Consider the following 15117-nt stretch of genomic DNA (forward strand, 5'->3'; position numbering starts at 1 on the left):
CTGAGCGCAGGGGGACACTCAACTTAGTCGAAGTGTCGAAGTGTGGTTAGCCAACAGTGACTGCTCCCCAGATTGGTTTAACATCTGACTAGAAGGAGACCTTTGTGGGGAGCTATATTTTCTCATACCGATCGGATCGCCTGCTGCTAAGTTGGCAACTAATAAAAACAGCACCCAAAAAATATTTGTTTCCCATCCAGGGGCTGGTGGTTTCTTTGCTGGTTCTACTGCTTTGACTGACTCGACGTTGACTTTGATGTCTAGTTTGCCTTCAATCTCTTTGCCTTTGAGAACTCCGTCGTTGCACACACCCTTAAATATCATGGGAGCTGGTTTTGCGGGTTCTGGTTTAGGTGCTTCGTCTGCCATTTTTGTGTCCTGTTTTTGGTAGATACGGTTGGATAGTAATTTCTCAGAAGTTCGGGGGGTTTTCGGGAAGGATTCTGAATTAAGATCGGAAAATTCCATTCCAGAAATACCCCTACTCCTTGCCGAGGCTGAAAAATGACAACCTGAATGGGTTTCAAGCTGCTGCTGGTGGTTATTGGGTAACAACTTTGGCTTGAGGCTGCTATTTATATATCGGGAGCAAGGGTCGGTTTTTATGCAAATTACCGATTTTTCTCAAAAATTTATTTAATAGTCGATGAATAAAATTGGAGGCAGAGCCTCCCGATCTGCGTTACCAGGCTCAGCCTGGTAACGAGTCGTCTTCGTTGTTGCTTTTTCCTGAATTTCCTCCCGTCCCCCTTCCTTCCTGGAGGCATACTTTGACCAAACCCACAAATAAACTATCTCGTCTGCAACCAGAGCAACTGCAAGCTTGGGCAACAGAGGCTATTAATCGCAGTCTGTCCGGTGAAATGCCAGGGTACATACCCCTGCTTGTTGAAGCCGATAAAAGTGAGTTTGCAGTACAAATTAGGTCAATTGATGGTGATTTTTGGGGCTTTGGTAAGGCAGATAAAATATTCCCGCTGATGAGTGTAGTCAAGCCATTTGTGCTGCTTTATCTGCTTTGTGAATTGGGTGAAACAGCGGTATTTGAGAAAGTTGGCTGCGAAGCTTCGGAACTGCCTTTTAATTCCCTGGCTCAACTGGAAATAGACCAGGGGAAGCCGAGAAATCCGATGATTAATAGCGGGGCGATCGCCCTGGCATCTCTGCTCCCTGGTGAAAATGCGGTTCTTCGCTGTCAAAACCTGTTGCTTTGGCTGAATCTCAAGGCAAATATTGAGTTATTTATGGATGAATTAATGTTAGATTCAGTGAGGGCAAATCCCAATCAAAATAATCGGAACCTGGCGTTAGAAATGCAAAATTCCGGTGTGATTCAAGATGCTGAAATTGCTTTGGAAACGTACAATCGGGTCTGTTGTTTGTCGGGAAATGTGGCTGCTTTGGCTAAGCTGGGAATGCTATTGGTCTCTAGGGGCGATCGCACCATGGCAGAACAGGGCCGAAATGTCAAAGCATTGATGGCAACTTGTGGCTTATATCAAGCATCGGGGCGCTGGGCGTTGCAAGTAGGATTGCCTACGAAGTCGGGAGTTAGTGGGGCTGTATTGTCGGTGATTCCGGGTGTAGGGGCGATCGCCTGTTACAGTCCGCCCCTAGACAAAGAGGGAAATTCTGTAGGTGGCTTATTTCTGTTGGAACGAATAGCGAAATCTTTGGGACTGAGTGTATTTGACTAGACAGGCTGACCCTGGGATACCAAAAACTCGGTTTCTGCGTCAGGATTGGTGGAAAAAAGGACAATTTTTGCAAGAAACCAGTTTTTTTTGCGGGGAGGACTCAGGGAAAAGAGCTGTTCCGATGTAGACGGGCAACGGTAGAATGGACTGTGGAATATAGGTAATATAGAGCAGGAGAACATTTTAGCGTGGCAATAGAAGTAGGACAGAAAGTTAAGGTGCGCCGTCTCAGAGATCGGATACCTGCAAATATCGTGAGCAAGTTGAAAACTAATCCAGTAGGCACTGTTGACGGTTTCAAAATGGTTGACGGCAGTGGAGTAGGGGTGGTTGTCAAGTTTGACGGTTTTGCGACTTGGTTTTTTGAAGACGAACTGGAAGCTGTTTAGCAGAAGGAAGAAGGAAGAAGCCCCCCCTACTGCCCCCAAGGGGGGAAGGAAGAAGAACTCCTCTTCCCCACTCTGCCACTCCCCCACTCCATCTGAAAGTTGCGGTTAAATGTTAAATAGTAAGCTTTGGCAGTGAGAACAGAAAATGGCTTTGATTTTGACATTTTTGGGCAAAGGCGGCACTGGCCGCAGCACGATCGCGATCGCAACTGCTAAAAAATATGCGGCTCAAGGCAAGCGAGTTCTGCTGCTGAGTCAAGATCCAGGACCGGGATTGGGGATTTTGCTGGGAACTCCCTTGACTTCGACCCCCCAGGAAATCAGCCCGAATTTCAAAGCAGTTCAGGTGCAAAGCGCGGCGCTGCTGGAACGTAGATGGGACGAGGTTAAACAACTCGAAGCCCAATATGTCCGCACACCCTTTTTCAAGCAGATTTATGGTCAAGAATTGGGGGTGTTGCCGGGAATGGACAGCGCCTTAGCCCTGAACGAACTTCGGGAATATGACGATAGCAAACAATATGATGCGATCGTTTATGACGGTACCGGCGGCATGGATACGCTGCGGATGCTGGGAATGCCGGAAATTCTGAGTTGGTACATCCGCCGATTCCGTAAAGCTTTGGTAGATTCCGATTTGGGTAAAGCTTTGTCGCCGTTTATTCAACCGGTGGTGAGTACGGTGTTGACTGTGGATATGTCGGGGGACAATGCCACTAAGTCTACTCAACAAGTCGATAATTTTTTGGATAAAGGCAAGGAAATCTTGGCAAATCCAAACCGCGCGGCGGCTTATTTGGTGACGACTGGCGATGCAAGTGCGATCGCCACAGCCCGTTATCTGTGGGGAAGTTCTCAACAAGTTGGTTTGACTGTCGGCGGTGTGATTGTCAATCAAGCATCGGTGACAGAAACTCTGGCGGCTGATTTTGCTCCTTTGACAGCAGTTGCGGTGCCGGCCCATAGTGATAATAATTGGCAAGGGCTAATTGACGCTTTGCCAGATTTTGCTGAGGCGACAAGTGCTCCTAAGCCGATCGAGATTAATATTGCACAGCGTCAAGTTAGTTTATTTTTGCCCGGATTTGACAAGAAAGAAATTAAATTGATTCAATCGGGGCCAGAAGTGACCATCGAAGCAGGAGATCAGCGACGCAATATTTTGTTACCTCCTCAGCTAACTGGAAAATCTGTGACAGGGGCTAAGTTCTTGAATAGTTATTTGATTGTATCTTTTTAGCTCCCACGACTCTCATCCCACACTAACCGAGGCGGTATAGTGTGGGGATTCCCGCCTGTTTAGCTAAAGCCGATCGCTTGGTGTATGTGCTAGTTGAGGGTGCCGAATGTGGGTTTTAACCGCGGAATTTCTCAATAAAAGCCTTTATTTTAATCTTAAAATAACCACCAAATCCTCTATAAATTATCTCAAATTTGTAATCAAATAGAATATTCATCACCTCTTCAGTTTTCATGTACTTCAAATAAGAAATTATTTTGTCAGTAAGTACATCATTGACATCATCGATATACTTTCTCACCGCCAATCTTTCCGAAATATGCCATTTTTTATCAAACTTGCGGTGCATTTCTCTCTCATAATCCCCAAAACTTGAGATTTTCCCGTCCAAATATTTTTCAATATATTTACCTGCTATTTCTGCACCATCCATCCCGTGTCTAATTCCTTCGCCACCGAGAAAGTTAACCGTAGAAACAGCATCGCCGATCGCAATTATATTATCCTGGCAATAAATATCCTTCAAACCCTGACTGTATTTCAGCGTGGAACCGTGCTTGTCAATAATTTTATAACTTTTAGACTTCAGATACTCATCAATAAGTAAATAGATATACTTTTTCAGAGGTTCCAAATTCTTCACAGTTTTCGGATCTAAAAAAATGCGTCCCGCGCCAACTTTCAGCCGATTTTGTTCCATCGGAAATATCCAAGAATAACCTTTTGGCATCCATTTATCGCCCAAAAAGAAGATTAAATCATTGGCATATTGATCGTAAACTTCTGGTTCTACTTCAATTAGATATTCTATACCAGTTCCCGACAAGAAATCTGGTTTATCATTTTCCTTCTCATACATAATCGCCCTAGCAAAACCAGTCGCATCAACCAATACTTTCGCACTAACTTGGATGATTTTGCCGTCTGATAACTGTTTGAATTCTACGATGGTTTCGCCGTTAGCTTGTGAATGTTTTATGTAGCGATAACCAAGCCAAACTTCACTTCCGTTTCCCTGAACTTCACTAGCCAGAAATGCTCTAAATTTAGCAAAGTTTAAAACAACTCCCAAGCTTTTAGGAGATTCCCAAGTTTGACTGACTTTGCTAGTTTCAATAGTAAGCTTGTGCCAAAAACTGCCGATTACCGATTCGGGTAAATCGAATTGTGAGAGGGTTTCTAGAGGTGTGGCGGCGCTAGAAAAGTCATTTTTATTAAAATTATCATTTTGCTCTGCAAGTAAGACTTTGCGACCAGATTTTGCGAGGATTCTTGCACAGTGGCCACCTGCGGGGCCTGCTCCTACTACTACTATATCAAAACTTTTTAAAGTCATCTTGCTGTTAATTCGCTTCCAATGTCAAAATACCAGCCGAAATATCAACTACCAAGCGCCGATTTTTCAACAACTGACGGCCGATTAAAACTTCAGGTACTCCGTCACCTACGTGAACAGGAATGTCAAATTCTTGATTGTCAATTCTGATTTTTCCTGCATAAAGATCGAAATCAAATTCTCCCCTTGCTGTCCGCATTTCTTGTCGCCTAATATAAATCCAATCAAGTCCCTCTAAATCTTGCTCATCCATTGCTAGCCAGCCCGAAAAACCTGTATCTAGCAGAGCATCAACAGGTAATTCTAAGCCGTTATCAGCAATCAAGTCAACTTCAAAAAATAGCTCGTCTCGATCGCCAAATGTTCCTTCTATCATATCGTGCCACAAACCCCTGTAGGGTTGATACGGAAAAGGTACGGGATAGCATTTGGATGTTTTTGGCGACACATTTTGGTAGCCACCATATCATCCTTGTCCATAAAATGTTCCCCGCTGTCGGGTTCAACCGCCATGTACCAGTTGTAGTGGGTTTTAATCAATTCTGGTTTGAGGCGATCGAAAATTACTTTGCAACGCTTGCGGAATGTGGCTCTTTCAGCTCGCAACTGGGCTTTTTTTTCTTCTGACCACTGGATTTCTGGGAACACTCTTCCCCGACGTACTGTGCGAGTTGGGTTGAGATAAGTCATTGTTAATTTTTCCTTATCGTGACATCTTTTATTCCATCATATCATAATATCAATTCCGGCTATGCCGGAATGATATAGAGTCCAAGGCAGTGCCGTTTCCCTACCGTAATTAATTGTAGGGAGACGGCACTGCCGTCTCCTGATTTCTGCGTTACCAGGCTCTGCTTGGTAACGAGTGAAATTAGACGCTAACAGGTGACTCTTTGCGGCTGAATGTGGCTAAGATTCGATCGCACATTTGCGACGGATTCAATCCCAAAGTTGCAAAGGATTGTTCAGGCGTTGCATGATCCACCAATGTATCAGGTACACCCAAGCGCATCAATGGAACCAGGACATTATTATCCAACAAAGCTTCGGCTACTGCTGAACCGAAACCACCCATCAAACAGCCTTCTTCCATTGTGACAACTTTGCCGATTCGCTGTGCCAAAGGTAAGATTAATTCGGTATCCAATGGCTTGACAAAACGCGCATTAATCACAGTTGCTTCAATGCCATGTTCGCTCAACATCTCGGCGGTTTGCATCGCCGGATAGACCATTGAACCGTAACCTAAGATTAGCACGTCGTCGCCGTTGCGGAGGATTTCCGCTTTGCCGATCGGCAATTCTTCCCAACCCTCTTCCATCAAAGGAACGCCGTAACCGTTGCCACGCGGGTAACGCATCGCGATCGGACCGCTGGTATGATTCACACCCGTGACTACCATCCGCTGCAATTCTGCCTCATCTTTTGGAGCCATAATTGTCAGATTTGGCAAGCAACGCAAGTAAGAAATGTCATACATTCCTTGGTGAGTTGGGCCATCAGCGCCGACGATTCCGGCTCGATCCAAACAGAAGAAAACAGGCAAGTTTTGGATACAAACATCGTGAACAATTTGGTCATATCCGCGCTGCAAAAAGGTCGAGTAAATTACTACAACCGGGCGCATTCCTTCGCAGGCTAAGCCAGCCGACAATGTGACGGCGTGCTGTTCGGCAATGCCAACATCAATGTATTGTTTTGGGAGTTTTTCCTGAAGTTTGTCTAGGCAAGTTCCGGTTGCCATTGCCGCAGTAATCCCGACAATTTTCGGATTATCTTGTGCTAGCTTAACTAGGGCGTGAGCAAAAACTTTCGAGTAAGCGGGAGGCTTAGGCTTGGTCGAAGGAATGCCTTTACCAGTCGCTAAATTAAACGGGTTTTGGGCATGATATCCTACTTGGTCTTTTTCGGCGATCGCATATCCTTTACCCTTCACCGTCACCACATGAACTAACACCGGCCCTTGGATGGTATGACCATGTTTGAAGGTAGCAATTAACTCTTCCAAATTGTGTCCATCTACCGGCCCCATGTAAGTAAAGCCTAATTCTTCAATTACGGCTCCAACTTTCGACACAGCTAACCGTTTCATCCCTTCTTTGAGGCGTTCCATTTCTGGCGTAAATGTTTCGCCAACAAACGGAATTTGTTTGAATTGTTCCTCCAAGTTATCCTTGAGAAATTGCACCGGCTGCGACAGTCGCATCTTGTTCAAATAGCGAGTAATTGCGCCGACATTGGGGGAGATGGACATCTCGTTGTCGTTGAGCACTACCATCACATTGGTTTTCGGCATATGGCCTGCGTGGTTAATCGCTTCGAGTGCCATACCCCCTGTGAGGGCACCGTCGCCAATGACTGCTACAGTTTTAAACTTTTCGCCTTTGAGGTCGCGCGCCATTGCCATTCCCAGTGCTGCGGAAATGCTCGTAGAAGCGTGGCCAGCACCAAAATGGTCAAATTTGCTCTCGCAGCGCTTAAGATAGCCTGCAACGCCGTCTTTTTGGCGCAAGGTGTGAAAATTATTGTAGCGGCCGGTGATTAGTTTGTGTGGGTAAGCTTGGTGGCCGACATCCCAGGTAACTTTGTCGCGATCGAGGTCTAGTGTCTGGTAGAGTGCTAAAGTCAGTTCGACTACGCCCAATCCGGGGCCGAGGTGGCCGCCACTGGCTGCTACAGTTTCTAAATGCTTTTCTCGAATTTGTCGGGCAATTTGTTCCAGTTGATGAATGGACAAGCCGTGTAATTGGTTTGGGTGAGTCAGTTCGCTGAGATGCATATTTTAAAATCTTGCTCCTTTGATACTCCCCACCGATGAATCGGGGGGATTCTTGACTAAGACAATAAAGGGACTTTCAAAGGCGTTATCAAGGCACCTCTACCCACTCAGCTTAGACGAATCAAAGCCTTGCGTATACTTTTGTTTGTTTATGCTTTCGTCCTGCCATCACTTGCGCCTGATAGGTACGCTCAATAATTCACTGTTGCTTGTTTGGTCAGGCTACGGTCAAGCCGAGACGAACCAACCCAGGAGTTTCACCTTATTAAATTATTTCAACACGTAGATGGTTATTCTTAAGTCACGCTGTAATTATACCACAATGAAACCTCTTGCTGAGTTTCTGGGTAAATTTCATTTATAAAATTGTAGTGGCGTTCGTTACAGCGACGGCAAGCTAATGCTAAATGTTCAATGTCATCAGATCCGCCGAGAGATTTGGGCATGAGATGATCTATGGTAAAGCGATCGGGGCTTAGGTATTCTGGAGAGTGACAGTATTCGCAGAGGTATTTAGCTCGTTGTCGTATAAGTTGTCGAGTGCGATCGGACACCATTTGGCTTGGGTAGAAAGTTGGGCGTTAATCAATGTAAAAATTCTGGATAGTTCGATGATGCCAGCTAATTCTGGAATTTCATCGGCAGTTAGTAAATCTAGTTTTTTTCTCTCTAACAGTTCTTCCATTCGAGATTGGAGATCGTCAGTAAATCTGAATAAAAAAATATTCCCAAACTCTACCATTTTAAGGCCTTGGGGCATTAAGGAGGAAGGTTTCACCATTAATTGAGTATTCATAGGGATCAAAGCTCGCAGATACTCTTGAGATATTGTATAGCACACTTCGACCCTTCGACTCCGCTCAGGGCACCGCTCCGCTCAGTGACCAGAAATGCGATGAAGGATCGATCGCACTTATCATCAAATGCGATCGCTCCTATCGACAAATTACAACATGCGCTCTAACTCAGTCGATCGCACTTCCGGCAATTTTTCAGCCCCAGTCAAATCAAAAACGATCGCGTGTTTAGTCGCCGGCAACAACCGCCGTAAAATCTGGATATATCCGTCAGCATCGCCCCGGCGGTGGAACCGAGCAACCACCAATCGCTGCATATTTGGCAATTGCCGCACAATACACCAGGGATGAGTGTTTAATTTTGGCTTGGATGTTGGTATCATAGGGAAATCCTTCCCCGCGGAAAGCGGAGTGTGATAGAAAAGGCGATCGCCCTTAAGTTCTCTAGGCTAGGAGGGCGATCGTTTTTAGTGTATATAAACAGTATATGTTGCATACGCATCAATGTCAAGTTAAAACATGGGATACGTTAGACTGCGGATTCGAGAACTAGCTGAGCAAAAAGGTTGGACGCTAAAGCAAGTTGCCGATCGATCTGGAGTCAACTACAACACTGTCAGAAGCTACGTTCAGCGCGATACATTAAATACAGTCGATCTCTCTGCTGTCTACAAAATAGCGCGCGCCTTCGATGTGACAATGGAAGATTTAGTTGAGGTTTTGGAAGATTGAGGGCGCACAAAATACCGTAGGGTGCGTCGCCATCAACAATCTGCTGCCGCATATCTAAAATCTTGACAGCGACGCACCCTACAAAATACTTCCTTCTCCCTCTTCCTTCGCGTACTTCGCGCCTTCGCGGTTCAATAACATAGACAATATTAGTGCTAAACCCGCGTTTGACTACGCCCAATTTCTACCAACAATTGCTCTCGACTCTTCGCAGGTTCCTTACAAGTCAAACACTCACAAACCAACCCAACAACCCCTTCCGGTAAATCAGCTTCAATCTGAAAAACAGCAGTCGGATAATACTGCGAAATCAACCCAGAAATTAGCTCAGGAGTCGTGCGAATCAAAGTAGAACGCTGATACCAATCCAGCGCCGAAATCAGACTGGGACAAGCTTGGGGAGCATCTTGCATAATACTGCTGAAAGCTTGTAAACCTTGTTGGGCGCGATCGAGAAATTCCAAATTTTGATCCCACAGCGCTAAACGAACCAAAGAGGCGATCGCAATTCCATTAGCCGCCGGAGTAGCATTATCAGTATAACTGCGTTCCCGCACCAACAAATCTCCGCTGCAATCTGAAGCAGTATTGTAATATCCTCCTAATTCTAAACTCCACAAAAACTCATCAAATTCGGCTTGAACTTCCACAGCCTTGTGCAACCATTTGTCACTTTCTGTAACTAATGACAAACTCCCTTGATGCAAATCCAACAATGCTTTCACAAACAAAGCATAATCTTCCGACTGCGCCATCACAGCCACTTTACCATCATAATTCAATCGGTGAAACCGCCCATCAATCCACTGATTATCTAAGATAAAATTAGCAGCCTTTACCGCCAATTCCAGATATTCGCAATTCCCAAAAACCGCAGCAGCCCTAGCCAAACCAGAAATCATCAAGCTATTCCAAGCTACAATCATTTTAGTATCAGTAACTGCCGGAATTCTCCCGGGCCAACTATCATTTTTAGCTTCCTGATTGTTCCGGGCTGGGGGAAAGGTTTTGACAGTATCGGGATGACCACCATAACGAACTTGAAATAGCTTCGCCAAAGCCGTTTCTACCGTTTCGCTCAATTTGCTGTGATGGCGACGCTGCAATACATTTTTCCCTTCAAAATTCCCGCCACGACTAACAGTAAACTGTTGTTCAATTTCTACTAATTCCTCCGCCGTCAACAGTTGTTCTAGTTCGCTATAAGTCCAAACATAAAACACTCCTTCTTCCGGTTCAGACCCCCCCGTTGCCCCCCCTTGGTAAGGGGGGGTTAAATTCTCTGCCCCCCCTTGGTAAGGGGGGGTTAAATTCTCTGCCCCCCCTTGGTAAGGGGGGGTTAAATTCTCTGCCCCCCCTTGGTAAGGGGGGGTTAAATTCTCTGCCCCCCCTTGGTAAGGGGGGGTTAAATTCTCTGCCCCCCCTTGGTAAGGGGGGGTTAAATTCTCTGCCCCCCCTTGGTAAGGGGGGGTTAAATTCTCTGCCCCCCCTTGGTAAGGGGGGGTTAAATTCTCTGCCCCCCCTTGGTAAGGGGGGGTTGGGGGGGTGAAACTGTCAGCATCTTGTGCAGCATAAAAATAGCCATTGGGTGCGGTCATTTCACGCTTCAACCATGCTACAGTCCCCGCGATCGCAGTTTCAAAAGCCGGTTCTTGAATTCCCGCACTCCAGAGATTAGCTAAATACTCAACAATTTGACCGTTGTCATAGAGCATTTTTTCAAAGTGTGGGACAGTCCATGTGTCATCAACTGTGTAGCGATGAAATCCGCCCGCAACGTGGTCGTAAATACCGCCTAATCCTAGGTCTAATCCGCGCTGAGTACAGGCTTTTTGAGCATCATATTCTGATTCATCAAAATCAAAGCGTATTCCCCGCAGTGCTAACTCAGCATAGGGCATCATTGGAAAACAAGGTGCTCGATTGCCACTGGAAATAATTGCGGTGTTAGCTGCTAAGCCTTTTTGGAATAATTCGCTATTTAATTCTGCGGTAACTCCTGACAGTATTGCTCCTTGTTGCAGGTTGCCTAAAATTTCTGATTTGAAGGTTTCTAATTTGCCTTTTTCTGTGTCGTAAAAGCGGCGAATTGCCTGCAAGACTTCTAAAAAGCCTGGTCGTCCGTAACGCGGTTCTACGGGGAAATAAGTGCCTCCATAGAAGGGAATTCTTTCGTCTGGCGTGAGAAAAATGTTGAGAGGCCAACCACCTTGACCGGTCATCATTTGTAAGGCTTGCATATAAATGCTGTCGATATCCGGGCGTTCTTCGCGATCGACTTTTACAGGAATAAAATGTGAATTCATGTATTGGGCGATCGCGCGATCGGAAAAAGCCTCACCTTCCATCACCGTACACCAGTGGCAGCTAGAGTAGCCGATCGACAGAAAAATCGGTTTATTTTGGCTCCGAGCCGTTTCTAAGGCTTCATCGCACCAGGGCCACCAGTCGATCGGATTTTCGCTGTGTTTCCGCAGGTAAAGGCTTTGGGATTGGGCAAGACGGTTGACCATAATCAAATATACTTTAACTCGTACTGAGTCAGCTTATCAGTTCTCTAGTAGTGTAGCGCGAGATGTTTTAATTGAGTTATTATTGATTATTGGTTATTGGTTATTGGTTATTTACTACCTATTAGCAATGCCCTATGCCCCGTTCCCAATGCCCAATTTCCAATTCCCAACTCGTAAACTCAAATGTTCAGGTGTTGAAATCCGCCACCTATTCCTACCTGCGGTTTAACTGCGGTTATATGTATCATAGAAATCATGTCGGAAATTATCGGAAACTCGTTATGGCAACTAATGACAGTCAAATAAGTCAAGTTTACGGTTCAGAGGATGCTCAAGCTATTCTGCAAATTGCGATCGCCCAAAAACAGGAAAACGGAGAACTTTCGCGAGTGCAGTTGTTCGAGATTGCAGCGGAATTGGGCATTTCCGAACAGGATATTGTGGCGGCGGAACAACAATGGCTAGCGAATAGAGGGGAATTTTCGGAAAAACTGTCTTTTAATACTTATCGCCGTCGCAAATTGCAGAAAAACTTGACAAAATACGGCATTATCAATGGTTTTTTAGTTTTGCTAAATCTAGCAGGATCTCATGAACTTTCTTGGTCACTTTTCATTCTACTAACGTGGGGATTGGGATTGTCGCTGAATGCTTGGAATGTTTATCAAACTGAAGGGGAAGATTACGAACAGGCTTTTCAAAGGTGGCGGTTGAAAAAACAAGTTGGAGAGTCTATTGGTACTGCGACGGATAAGTTTATGAAGTGGTTACAGTCTTGAGAAGTTCATGTTCGATCGCAAAAATACTCGGTTTTCACATACTGTCTGATTACTGGCGATAGAGTGAAAAGCGTTTGATTATCTTGTTCTTGTTTTTCTACTAATGCTCGACCTCCCAAAGATTGCAGCCCATTGAATAACTCCGATGGCGATAATTGGACATTCTCGATAATTTGAGAAATTGAGACTGGCTCGATTTCATTACCGATGCAGCACATCACTTGTTTCTCTAACTCGGATAAGCGATCGCACTGCTGCTGCAATCTTGCTTTCAATTCCTCTGGCAAGAATAGCATATCATATTTTAAGAATTGTGCAACTCTGCCACTAAATAATTCTTGAATCATGGCGGCAATTATTTTTAACCACAAAGGATTGCATCGATAAATGTTAATCAAGGATTCCCATTTGGATTCGTCAAGTAAACCTTTTTCTCGGAGTATTTCGCCTGCTGCTGCACCTAAGCCGTCGAGTTTTAAGCTGCGAACGCGGGTGCTTTCTCTGGTTAATGCGACAATATCTTTAGGCGGTTCCCAGCTATTTAGGATTAAGCAACTGTTGTGGCCAGTCGATCCGATCAGTTTGAATAAGGTGCTGTAGTTTTCATATTCAGGTCGATAATTGCCTGCTAGTTGTCGGCTGCTGAGAATTGTTTGTACGTCGTCTAGGATGATGAGAAAACGGTGCGATCGCAATTTTTCCATTAACAACGATAGCAGTTCATCAGTGCTGGCTGGCAAAACCCCCCCTTCGCCCCCCCTTGCTAAGGGTGGGAATTGATTAGATAAAAATTTAATTAGGCTTTTCAGGGTAGTTTCGAGAGTTGGAGATGTGCCTAGACTTCGCCAAATTATATAGTCAAATTGATGCTGAATTTGTGGGAGGAGGTGAAGTGCGATCGCGGTTTTGCCAATGCCGCTGATTCCTAATATTGCGACTAGGCGGCAACCTTCCTGTACTATCCATTGTTGTAGGGTGGCGAGTTCGGATGTGCGGCCATAAAATGAGCTGATATCTGGTGCATCTCTTAAGTCTTGGCGTATTTGGGGTTGAGTGTTTTCTGGGGTGGGGGTGGAAAAGGGCGATCGATCTTTTGGAACTTCTGGGGAGTGGAAATTATCTGTACAGACGTTGATGTTATAAATTCCTACAAATGGTTTTCCAATAGGTGATGAAACATTAGAGATTTGCAACCTTTTAAAGGTGGAACGAAAATTTGATTTATTAACTGCTTCACCTAATACATCTGAGAGTATCTTCCATAAATCCGAGGCAACATCCCTAGCATGACCCTCACTACAATGAGCTTCTTCTGCAATTTTCGGATATTTTTGACCTGACCAAGCACCAAGTAATATAGCCTCTTGCACATTATTGAGATGTTTTCCAGTTTTGGCAAAAACTAGGTTGTCAGCAAATTTTAAGATTTCTTCAACGTCCATCGAGTTGGTTGGTGTGGGGGTTTTAGCTATTGTATCCTACAATTTCCGACTGTACCGACATTTTTCGATATTCTCCGACGTGCGAGAGAATAAAAATTATGTAATACTGCCGACATTTTCCGACATCTTCCGACTAGACAAGTCAAAGATTTTGCTCAACAATAATAACTAATGGAATCACAATACTGAATTATCTAAAAGTAAATATGAGTCCAGTTAAATTCAACGCAGAGACTGTACAAAGAATAGACGAAGGCATGAAAGGCATATACGCGATCTATGATGCCGAATTCCCAGAAGCCCCTGAGAGATGAATGGGGAAGTCTATAAATTTTTGACTGAGAATTTTCAATTGCACTCGGATTTTTGTTTGTGGCTTACTCTAAGTTTTCTTGATAAGGAGTTTTCTAATGGCAATCGATCTAGATTTATTCTCTGGTAATAATTACCGCTCGACGATTCAGAGGTATTGCAATCAACTAGGATGGAGCATTAGCGACATAAACGATCGGCGTACCATCATCAACTTTACAATGAATTCGGGCACTACCCAGACGCTCTTTATCATCCGATATGACACAACGCTAGAGTTTTCAGTGCCAAGTGGTGTCAAGTTTAACAGTCAGAATGATGTTCCTGGATGGATGTCTACACTTATGCTCAAAGAAAACTCTAACTATAAAATAGGTTTCTGGAGCATAGAAGAGATTAGTGACAGACAAACTTTTTCGATCATGCACAATGCTGAAATCAGTTTGATTGACGTGTCATACTTCCAAAAAGTTGTAATGAAATTAATTCAAGAGTGTGATAAATTTGAGCAGACTATCTCAAAAGCTTTGAGGTCATATTAATCAAATTTGTCTAGTTGCAAATAGGTAATTTAGGAGAAAATAACATGGAAACTGTACCTGTAAAGATGTCAGATATTAGGGTTCCCAATCTGAGTGAACTCAATCCAGCAAAAATACGCGCTATAGAAAATTCTTCCGAATCTTTATCAAGTCTGCTTCACGATAAAGACGATCCAATTGTTCTCTATCGCGGTACACATCCTTACGAATTGTGTGACGGCAGACACAGAGTTTATTTGGCTAATCAACGAGGAATTAAATTAGTTCCGGCTGCTTTCAACTAAATCCAGAAAAGTAAAATTTACTTATTAGCAAAAGAGCGATCGCCCTTTTCCTTCCCAAAGCGCGATCGACCTTTATTGAGTTACACAATGAAGGACACCGCAGTGCCCATTAGTGTCAACTTAACGTTAAACTCAGTCAGAGACTGCTGTTTGACTATTAAACTTAGATCCCCCCTAGCCCCCCTTCTTAAGGGGGGGACAGGAATCTTCTCTTTCGTCCCCCTTCTTAAGGGGGATTTAGGGGGATCTAGTTGACTATTAAACTTAGATCCGAA

At 44.4% G+C, this 15117-nt stretch carries 17 protein-coding genes; 7 read left to right on the forward strand and 10 right to left on the reverse strand.

Annotation, left to right across the window (positions count from 1 at the left end; translation table 11 throughout):
• Positions 1–18: 18 nt before the first annotated feature.
• Positions 19–468 (reverse strand): hypothetical protein, encoded by a 450-nt coding sequence (locus P2A85_RS09265; protein ID WP_377478924.1) that lies wholly within the window; start codon positions 466–468, stop codon positions 19–21.
• A 302-nt stretch (positions 469–770) separates the two neighbouring features.
• Between P2A85_RS09265 and P2A85_RS09270 the strand changes: the two genes are divergently transcribed.
• The 3 genes from P2A85_RS09270 (at position 771) to P2A85_RS09280 (ending at position 3326) form a co-directional block, all read left to right on the forward strand.
• The gene (locus P2A85_RS09270) at positions 771–1697 is read left to right on the forward strand and encodes a glutaminase (protein WP_377478926.1); all 927 of its coding nucleotides are present in this window, start codon (positions 771–773) and stop codon (positions 1695–1697) included.
• Between the two features lie 188 nt (positions 1698–1885).
• On the forward strand, positions 1886–2086 hold the full coding sequence (locus P2A85_RS09275; protein WP_377478928.1) for a DUF2862 domain-containing protein: 201 nt from the start codon (positions 1886–1888) through the stop codon (positions 2084–2086).
• A 145-nt stretch (positions 2087–2231) separates the two neighbouring features.
• Positions 2232–3326, forward strand: a complete 1095-nt coding sequence (locus P2A85_RS09280; protein ID WP_377478930.1) for an ArsA family ATPase — start codon at positions 2232–2234, stop codon at positions 3324–3326.
• 115 nt (positions 3327–3441) lie between these two features.
• On the opposite strand, the gene P2A85_RS09285 is transcribed toward P2A85_RS09280, so the two are convergent.
• The 7 genes from P2A85_RS09285 to P2A85_RS09315 all read right to left on the reverse strand — a co-directional run bounded on the left by P2A85_RS09285 (position 3442) and on the right by P2A85_RS09315 (position 8621).
• The gene (locus tag P2A85_RS09285; RefSeq protein WP_377478932.1) at positions 3442–4662 is read right to left on the reverse strand and encodes an NAD(P)/FAD-dependent oxidoreductase; all 1221 of its coding nucleotides are present in this window, start codon (positions 4660–4662) and stop codon (positions 3442–3444) included.
• A gap of 7 nt (positions 4663–4669) precedes the next feature.
• The gene (locus P2A85_RS09290; RefSeq protein WP_377478934.1) at positions 4670–5038 is read right to left on the reverse strand and encodes an aspartyl protease; all 369 of its coding nucleotides are present in this window, start codon (positions 5036–5038) and stop codon (positions 4670–4672) included.
• A complete protein-coding gene (locus tag P2A85_RS09295) occupies positions 5035–5352 on the reverse strand; it encodes a hypothetical protein (protein ID WP_377478936.1) in 318 nt (105 codons plus the stop codon). The genes P2A85_RS09290 and P2A85_RS09295 overlap by 4 nt, the downstream gene beginning before the upstream one ends.
• A 181-nt stretch (positions 5353–5533) precedes the next feature.
• Positions 5534–7441 carry a 1-deoxy-D-xylulose-5-phosphate synthase gene (gene dxs / locus P2A85_RS09300; RefSeq protein ID WP_377478938.1) on the reverse strand — a complete coding sequence of 636 codons (1908 nt, stop codon included), beginning with the start codon at positions 7439–7441 and terminating at the stop codon, positions 5534–5536.
• Positions 7442–7737: 296 nt separating this feature from the next.
• The gene (locus P2A85_RS09305) at positions 7738–7887 is read right to left on the reverse strand and encodes an HNH endonuclease (protein WP_377478940.1); all 150 of its coding nucleotides are present in this window, start codon (positions 7885–7887) and stop codon (positions 7738–7740) included.
• Between the two features lie 29 nt (positions 7888–7916).
• Positions 7917–8237: a hypothetical protein gene (locus P2A85_RS09310; RefSeq protein ID WP_371114672.1), complete on the reverse strand. Its 321-nt coding sequence runs from the start codon at positions 8235–8237 to the stop codon at positions 7917–7919.
• 150 nt (positions 8238–8387) lie between these two features.
• Positions 8388–8621 (reverse strand): hypothetical protein, encoded by a 234-nt coding sequence (locus tag P2A85_RS09315; protein WP_377478942.1) that lies wholly within the window; start codon positions 8619–8621, stop codon positions 8388–8390.
• 136 nt (positions 8622–8757) lie between these two features.
• Between P2A85_RS09315 and P2A85_RS09320 the strand changes: the two genes are divergently transcribed.
• On the forward strand, positions 8758–8970 hold the full coding sequence (locus tag P2A85_RS09320; protein ID WP_341738276.1) for a helix-turn-helix transcriptional regulator: 213 nt from the start codon (positions 8758–8760) through the stop codon (positions 8968–8970).
• A gap of 155 nt (positions 8971–9125) precedes the next feature.
• Here P2A85_RS09320 and P2A85_RS09325 read toward each other — a convergent pair whose 3' ends face one another.
• Positions 9126–11483, reverse strand: a complete 2358-nt coding sequence (locus P2A85_RS09325; RefSeq protein WP_377478944.1) for a DUF255 domain-containing protein — start codon at positions 11481–11483, stop codon at positions 9126–9128.
• A 281-nt stretch (positions 11484–11764) separates the two neighbouring features.
• Between P2A85_RS09325 and P2A85_RS09330 the strand changes: the two genes are divergently transcribed.
• Entirely contained in the window at positions 11765–12262 is a 498-nt protein-coding gene (locus P2A85_RS09330) for a 2TM domain-containing protein (RefSeq protein WP_377478946.1), read from the forward strand.
• A 5-nt stretch (positions 12263–12267) separates the two neighbouring features.
• On the opposite strand, the gene P2A85_RS09335 is transcribed toward P2A85_RS09330, so the two are convergent.
• Positions 12268–13704 (reverse strand): NB-ARC domain-containing protein, encoded by a 1437-nt coding sequence (locus tag P2A85_RS09335; RefSeq protein ID WP_377478948.1) that lies wholly within the window; start codon positions 13702–13704, stop codon positions 12268–12270.
• Positions 13705–14114: 410 nt separating this feature from the next.
• Here P2A85_RS09335 and P2A85_RS09340 point away from each other — a divergent pair, with 410 nt between their 5' ends.
• Both P2A85_RS09340 and P2A85_RS09345 read left to right on the forward strand, forming a co-directional pair.
• Complete coding sequence (locus P2A85_RS09340; protein WP_340519036.1) at positions 14115–14558, forward strand: hypothetical protein; 444 nt, start codon at positions 14115–14117, stop codon at positions 14556–14558.
• A gap of 44 nt (positions 14559–14602) precedes the next feature.
• On the forward strand, positions 14603–14842 hold the full coding sequence (locus P2A85_RS09345) for a hypothetical protein (protein ID WP_340519038.1): 240 nt from the start codon (positions 14603–14605) through the stop codon (positions 14840–14842).
• The last annotated feature ends 275 nt before the right edge of the window (positions 14843–15117 follow it).

Origin of the sequence: Microcoleus anatoxicus (assembly GCF_042465725.1) — a bacterium.
In the GTDB taxonomy this organism is placed as follows: domain Bacteria; phylum Cyanobacteriota; class Cyanobacteriia; order Cyanobacteriales; family Microcoleaceae; genus Microcoleus; species Microcoleus anatoxicus.